The following is a 6,856-nucleotide window of genomic DNA, read 5'->3' on the forward strand; positions in this document are numbered from 1 at the left end:
CCGCCGACGCACTCCCGGCGACCATGGCACCGCTGCCGCCGCGCCGGCCCGCCGCATTCGCCTCCCTCGCCGCCGCGGCCCTGGCGATGCCCCTGCCCCCGGCCCGTCCGGCCCAACTCGCCAGCCTCGGCGGCGTCGGCATGGCCAACGTCGCGACCGTGACATCCTTACGCCGCGCGACCGCCCTGGTTCCGGCCGATGCCGACGCGAAGGCTCAGCTTCGCGCGCTGTTCGATGCGGTCTCGACGAACGCCGACGCAACGCGGCCGGCGAGCCGCGTCGCGCCCATCCGGCTCGCGCTCGCCCGTCCGCACCCGGACGCCCCTCCGGCTGCGTTGATTGGGGCCTTGCCCGAATCCGTGACGACGCGCTTCGGCCGGCGCAGTCCCGGCGACGACCTGACGGCCGCGCGCTTCACCGGTTCGGCGACGCGGGCGGTTCCGGGAAGCCGCTGAGACGATGCGAGGTTCGAACCGCTCCGCGGTTCAGGGCAGCCGCCGGGCGTGGGCGACGGCCAGCGCCGAGACCAGGGTGGCGGTGTAGCCGCTGCCCTTTCCGGCGAGGCGTTCGGCTTCCGCACTGCTCTGGGTCGCCACGGCGAAGACCAGGATTGCGGCAAGCGACGTGCCGCCGAGGGTGGCCAGCAGCCAGAGGCCGGCGCGCTCCACCACGCGGGGAAGCGGGACGGTTCCGGGGTTCTCCCCAAGATAGAGCTGGGAGGAGGTCGCGTCGGTCATGGCCGTCATTCCCGCGGATCGCTGACGCCCGGTCGAACCGTCAGACGCTCGCGCGCATCCGAATTCGCCGCTCGTTTTCAACGTGGCCGTACGGCAGAGGTTCGCCGCCGCGACGCCCTTTTTCGCGCAGGTTTCTCGCGGACTGACTGCCGGGACGTTTCCGAGGCGGCCCGGCCGACAGCGACCGGCCCCGGGCAGCGGTGCGGAGCCCTCTTCCGACCCGTGAACACGGCGTGCATCCGGAACGCTCAGCCCTCCTTGCCCGAGACCTTGCCGAGCGCCGCCTGCGCGGCGGCCAATCGTGCGATCGGCACGCGGTAGGGCGAGCAGGAGACGTAGTCGAGGCCGACCTCCTGGCAGAAGCCGATCGAGGCCGGATCGCCGCCGTGCTCGCCGCAGATGCCGAGCTTGATGTCCGGCCGCACCGAGCGCCCGCGCTCGACGCCGATGCGCACCAGCTCACCGACGCCCTCCTGGTCGATCGTCACGAACGGGTCGGCGGCCAGAATCCCCTTCTGGGTGTAGGGCCCGAGGAAGGTCGCCGCGTCGTCCCGCGAGATGCCGAGCGCGGTTTGGGTCAGGTCGTTGGTGCCGAAGGAGAAGAACTCCGCCGTCTGCGCGATCTCGTCAGCCTTCAACGCGGCGCGCGGCAGCTCGATCATCGTGCCGACCTGATAGCCGATCGCCTTGCCCGTCTCCTCCGACACCGCCTTGGCGGTGGCGTCGATGCGCGCCTTGACGATGTCGAACTCGGCCCGCGAGAACACCAGCGGCACCATCACCTCGGGCGTCACCGGGGCGCCGGTCTCCTCGGCGGCCTGCACGGCGGCCTCGAAGATCGCGCGCGCCTGCATCTCGGCGATCTCGGGGAACGCGATGGCCAGCCGGCAGCCGCGGAAGCCCAGCATCGGGTTGAACTCGGAGAGCTCCCGCATCCGGTGCCGGATCTTCTCCTCGGGGACGCCGGTCGCCTCCATGACCTCCTGCACCTCCTCGTCCGAGTGCGGCAGGAACTCGTGCAGCGGCGGATCCAGCAGCCGGATCGTGACGGGCAGGCCCGACATGATGGTGAACAGCGCGACGAAGTCCTGCCGCTGGTAGGGCAGGATCTTGGCGAGTGCCGCCCGCCGCCCCTCGGTGTCGTCGGCCAGGATCATCTCGCGCACGGCGACGATGCGGTCGCCCTCGAAGAACATGTGCTCGGTCCGGCACAGACCGATGCCCTCCGCGCCGAAGTCGCGGGCGGCGCGGGCGTCGGTCGGGGTGTCGGCGTTGGCGCGCACCTTCATGGTGCGGTGCGCGTCCGCCCAGCCCATCAGGGTGGCAAAGTCCCCCGACAGCTCGGGCGCCAGCATCTTCACCGCGCCCTGGAGCACCTGCCCCGTCGAGCCGTCGATGGTGAGGCTGTCGCCGGCCCTGAGCGTCACGCCGCCCACCGTCATCGTCCCCGCCTTGTAGTCGATCCGGATCGAGGCGACGCCCGAGACGCAGGGCTTGCCCATGCCGCGGGCGACGACGGCCGCGTGCGAGGTCATGCCGCCGCGCGTCGTCAGGATGCCCTCCGAGGCGTGCATTCCGTGGATGTCCTCCGGCGAGGTCTCGATGCGCACGAGGATGCACTTGCGCTCGGCCTTGCGGGCGGCCTCGGCATCCTCGGAGTTGAACACGATCTCGCCGGTGGCGGCCCCCGGCGAGGCCGGCAGCCCCTGCGCAATCACCTTCCGCTCCGACTTCGGGTCGATGGTCGGGTGAAGGAGCTGGTCGAGGGCGCCGGGCTCGATCCGGCTGATCGCCTCCTCCTGCGTGATCAGGCCCTCGCCAGCGAGATCGACCGCGATGCGCAGCGCGGCCTTGGCCGTGCGCTTGCCGTTGCGGGTCTGAAGCATCCAGAGCTTGCCCGACTCGATGGTGAACTCCATGTCCTGCATGTCGCGGTAATGGTGTTCGAGGATGCCGTAGATCCGCGTCAGTTCGGCGTAGGAGTCGGGCATCGCCCGCTCCATCGACGGCTTTTCGGACTTCGCCTCGATCCGCGCCTTCTCGGTGATATCCTGCGGGGTGCGGATGCCGGCGACCACGTCCTCCCCTTGCGCGTTGATGAGGAACTCGCCGTAGAGCGCGCGCTCGCCGGTGGACGGGTTGCGGGTGAAGGCGACGCCGGTGGCGGAGGTGTCGCCCATGTTGCCGAACACCATCGCCTGCACGTTGACCGCCGTGCCCCAGCTCTCGGGGATGCCATTCAGCTCGCGGTACTTCTTGGCCCGCGGGATCATCCACGAATCGAACACCGCGCCGATCGCGCCCCAGAGCTGGTCCTCGGGCTTCTGCGGGAAGGCCGAGCCATGCTCGTCGGCGACGATCACCTTGTACCGCTCGATCAGGTGTTTCCAGTCGCCGGCACCGAGCTCGGTGTCGAGGTCGAAGCCCTTGCCCGCCTTGTAGTGCTCCAGCGCCTCCTCGAAGGCGTGATGCTCCACGCCGAGCACGACGTTGGCGTACATCGTGATGAAGCGGCGGTAGGAATCGTAGGCGAAGCGTGGGTCTCCCGAGCTCTCGGCGAGCGCGGCGACGGTGGCGTCGTTGAGGCCGAGGTTGAGCACCGTGTCCATCATGCCGGGCATCGAGGCCCGCGCGCCCGAGCGCACCGAGACCAGCAGGGGATTTGCCGGATCGCCGAAGCGCTTGCCGGTGATCGCGCCGACTTGGGCGAGGGCGGCGGTGACCTGACCCTTCAGTTCGGCCGGGTAGGTCCGGCCGTCGGCGTAGTAGGCGGTGCAGACCTCGGTGGTGATGGTGAACCCCGGCGGCACCGGCAGGCCGAGGTTGCACATCTCGGCGAGGTTGGCGCCCTTGCCGCCGAGCAGGTCGCGCATCTGCGACTTGCCCTCGGCCCGGCCATCGCCGAAGGCGTAGACCCACTTCGCGGTGCCGCTCGTCATGTCGATTCCGTTCGTCCAGAAGAGGGCGTGGCGGCCCCGGGCCCGTGGCGGCGGGGTGGACCATCCCACGTCGCAACACAAGATGAACGGGCGGCATCCGCGCCGCGCACGGCGTGACGCTTTGCGGTCGATGTCAGCCCCACCCCCGCCTCGGCCAGATCCGCGCTCAGGACAGGCCGCGGAACAGGCCGAGGCCGATCACCCCGACGACGATCAGGTAGATCGCGACGATGAAGTTCAGGAGCCGCGGCGCGATCAGGATCAGGATGCCGGCGAGGATCGCGATGATCGGTTGTAGATGCGAAATGCTGATGGTCATGGCGGGGACTCCCGCGGCCAAGCTTGGCCGCGTCGGGACGACGTGCGCGCAGCCGGTCGGTTCCCGATCGTCCGACGCGGCGTAGACCTTATCGGACGCGGACCGTGCTCCCGCGCCAAGCGCACCCGGGGCCAAGCGCACCCGGGCCGGCCCCGCATTCGGACGCCGCGCGCTGCGCCGCTCACGCACTCGGCGGCCACCGGCCGGCCGGGACGACCTCGTAGCGGATCGGCTTGAAGGCGTAGTTGTTGGATTGCAGCGCCGAGCAGGCGGTCAGCCCGATCACCAAGTCCGCCATCGCCTCGAACACGATGGCGTCGCCGGCCCGGCTGAGTGGCGGCTCGACCTTCAGGTCTCCTGTGCGCCCATCCACGGTCACGTTCATGAAGATGTTGAAGGCGGTGGGGATGCGGTCCGGCGGGATGCCGAAGGCTGCCAGCGCGGCGGCGAGGTTGCCGAAGCAGCCGCGGTGCGGGTCGGCGTCGCCGTAGATGATCCGGAAGGTGTCGGCCGAGCACGGCGTCAGCAGGAAGTCGTGCCGTCCGACCGTGTCGGCGATGATGCGCAGCAGCACGTTCGAGCGGTTGGAGTAGATCGGGTCGCCCGTCGTCAGGTAGATCCGGCTCGCATAGTCGAGCGTGCGGCCCGAGGAGATCACCTCGTCGAGGTCGTCGCGCCGATAGGCCAGCAGATCCGCCACCTGCTCGCCTTCCGGGTCCGTCACCACGAGGAACTGTCCCTTGTCCAGGGTGAAGGCGGTGCCCGAGCGCGGGGCGATGGTGTGGTGGCCGCACCCTTCCGGCCGTGCCGCGCGATCAGGCATCGTCGCGCCCCACGGTCCGGCCGCCGAACGGGCAGGTCCAGCCGGCCTCGACCGCCCGGCCGCTGTACTGGCGCGCCTCGGAGGTTTCGCCGTGGCGCGACAGCATCGGGTTGGCCGAGCCGGCGAGCGCCGCGTCGCGCTTGAGGATGCTGGCCCGTAGCGGCTCGTAGCGCCCCTCGGCGCGCAGGCGCTCGAATTGGTCGTGCAGGTTGAACACCAGCACGGGCACGGAGAAGCGCCGCGCCGGCCGGCTCGCCCGCGGATGCAGCCCCACGACGAAGAACGCCTCGCCGCCGAAGCTGAGGGAGAAGTGTGCGTCCTCCGGATCGGCCGAGACGCGCCGGTCGTAGGCTTGCCCCAGGAACCCGTCCTTGTCGGACAGCGACTGGACCCGCGCCCACAGGCTCGCCTCGAAGGCTTCCTCCGAGAGGTCGTGCGGACCCTCGAACACCACGGCAAAGCTCTGGAACAGCTCGGGACGCGCGCGATAGCGGGCGATGAAGGCCAGCAGCGCCGGATAGATCCGGGTGTCGTCCCAGCCGGATGCGATGTCGCGGGCCACGACGATCTTCATCCGCCCCCGCGACAGCGCCGACTTCGCGCCGACGCAGGGGAAGGGCTGGGCGCGAATGAAGGCGCGGAACGCCTCCGCGAGGGGATGCTCGGCGTCGTCGCGCGGCATCGGAATCGGCGTCGGCTGCTGGGTCGAGAGGTCGGCGACGAGCGAAAACCCGCGATGAGCCGCGTGTGACAGCATGGAATCCTGCGCGTGTGAACAAAATCTGAGCGCGGTTGCTGAGATCGGGAGCAGAACCTGCGCGTGGACCGTGGGAACCGCCGTCGGCCGGCCCGGTTCCGAGCCGGGGCCGATTCCGCCGCGATCGGTCGCAGGAGGGTGTGGACAACCCCTGCGCCCGGCGCGCGGCCTTCCGCCCGCCGGCCCGGTCTCAGAGCCCCTGGCCGTCCGCCTCCACCAGGATCTCGCGCTTGCCGGCGTGGTTGGCGCCGCCGACGATGCCGTCCTGCTCCATCCGCTCCATGATCGAGGCGGCGCGGTTGTAGCCGATCTGGAGCCGGCGCTGGATGTAGCTGGTGGACGCCTTCTTGTCGCGTAAGACCACCTGCACCGCCTGATCGTAGAGGTCGCCCCCGGCCTCGCCGAACGAGCCCTGGTCGAACACCGCGCCGTCGAGTTCGATCGCCTCGTCCGGGACCTTGCCCTTTCCGGCCTCCTCCGGTTCGTCGCCGGCGGTGACCGCGTCGAGGTAGGCCGGCCGGCCCTGGCGCTTGAGGTGCGCCACCACGCTCTCGACCTCGGCGTCCGAGCAGAACGGCCCGTGCACCCGCGTCGTGCGCCCGCCGCCGGCCATGAACAGCATGTCGCCCTGACCCAGCAACTGCTCGGCGCCCATCTCCCCTAAGATCGTGCGGCTGTCGATCTTGCTCGTCACCTGGAAGCTGATCCGGGTCGGGAAGTTCGCCTTGATCGTGCCGGTGATGACATCCACCGAGGGGCGCTGCGTGGCCATGATCAGGTGGATGCCGGCGGCCCTGGCCATCTGCGCCAGCCGCTGGATCGCGCCCTCGATGTCCTTGCCCGCCACCATCATCAGGTCGGCCATCTCGTCGACCACGATCACGATGTAGGGGAGCGGGCTGAGGTCCATCTCCTCGTTCTCGTAGATCGCCTCGCCGGTCTGCCGGTCGAAGCCGGTCTGGACGGTGCGGGTCATCACCTCGCCGCGCATCCGCGCCTCCTCGAGCCGGGCGTTGAACCCGTCGATGTTGCGCACGCCCACCTTCGACATCTTCTTGTAGCGCTCCTCCATCTCGCGCACCGCCCACTTGAGGGCGATGACCGCCTTCTTCGGGTCGATGACCACGGGCGACAGGAGATGCGGGATGCCGTCGTAGACCGACAGCTCCAGCATCTTCGGGTCGACCATGATCAGGCGGCACTCCTCCGGCTTCATCCGGTAGAGGAGCGACAGGATCATGGTGTTGATCGCCACCGACTTGCCCGAGCCGGTGGTGCCGG

General features: G+C 70.0%; 6 protein-coding genes and 1 pseudogene. 1 reads left to right on the top strand and 6 read right to left on the bottom strand.

Features of this window, described 5'->3' with window-relative positions:
• A pseudogene (locus tag ACFE8Y_RS16445) lies at positions 1-455 on the top strand (peptidase domain containing protein); the annotation flags it as partial.
• 30 nt (positions 456-485) lie between these two features.
• Here ACFE8Y_RS16445 and ACFE8Y_RS16450 read toward each other — a convergent pair.
• From ACFE8Y_RS16450 to ACFE8Y_RS16475, 6 genes are all read right to left on the bottom strand, one after another.
• A complete protein-coding gene (locus tag ACFE8Y_RS16450) occupies positions 486-737 on the bottom strand; it encodes a hypothetical protein (protein WP_375465458.1) in 252 nt (83 codons plus the stop codon).
• A gap of 248 nt (positions 738-985) precedes the next feature.
• Positions 986-3,676 carry a pyruvate, phosphate dikinase gene (gene ppdK, locus ACFE8Y_RS16455; RefSeq protein WP_375465459.1) on the bottom strand — a complete coding sequence of 897 codons (2,691 nt, stop codon included), beginning with the start codon at positions 3,674-3,676 and terminating at the stop codon, positions 986-988.
• Between the two features lie 166 nt (positions 3,677-3,842).
• Positions 3,843-3,995, bottom strand: coding sequence for a DUF3096 domain-containing protein (locus ACFE8Y_RS16460; RefSeq protein ID WP_375465460.1), 153 nt, complete (start codon positions 3,993-3,995; stop codon positions 3,843-3,845).
• A gap of 181 nt (positions 3,996-4,176) precedes the next feature.
• Positions 4,177-4,818, bottom strand: a complete 642-nt coding sequence (locus tag ACFE8Y_RS16465) for a DUF1989 domain-containing protein (RefSeq protein ID WP_375465461.1) — start codon at positions 4,816-4,818, stop codon at positions 4,177-4,179.
• Positions 4,811-5,506 (bottom strand): guanitoxin biosynthesis heme-dependent pre-guanitoxin N-hydroxylase GntA, encoded by a 696-nt coding sequence (gene gntA, locus ACFE8Y_RS16470; RefSeq protein WP_375465463.1) that lies wholly within the window; start codon positions 5,504-5,506, stop codon positions 4,811-4,813. Before gntA ends, ACFE8Y_RS16465 begins: the two co-directional genes overlap by 8 nt.
• 259 nt (positions 5,507-5,765) lie before the next feature.
• Positions 5,766-6,856: DNA translocase FtsK (locus ACFE8Y_RS16475; protein WP_375465462.1), on the bottom strand; the 1,091-nt coding region annotated here is incomplete at its 5' end.

The sequence above is a fragment of the uncultured Methylobacterium sp. genome, assembly GCF_964242245.1.
Classification (GTDB): domain Bacteria; phylum Pseudomonadota; class Alphaproteobacteria; order Rhizobiales; family Beijerinckiaceae; genus Methylobacterium.

Coding starts and splice junctions, on each gene's coding strand:
- ACFE8Y_RS16450 (WP_375465458.1), bottom strand. CDS start 737: ATGACCGACGCGACCTCCTCCCAGCTCTATCTTGGGGAGAACCCCGGA.
- ppdK (WP_375465459.1), bottom strand. CDS start 3,676: ATGACGAGCGGCACCGCGAAGTGGGTCTACGCCTTCGGCGATGGCCGG.
- ACFE8Y_RS16460 (WP_375465460.1), bottom strand. CDS start 3,995: ATGACCATCAGCATTTCGCATCTACAACCGATCATCGCGATCCTCGCC.
- ACFE8Y_RS16465 (WP_375465461.1), bottom strand. CDS start 4,818: ATGCCTGATCGCGCGGCACGGCCGGAAGGGTGCGGCCACCACACCATC.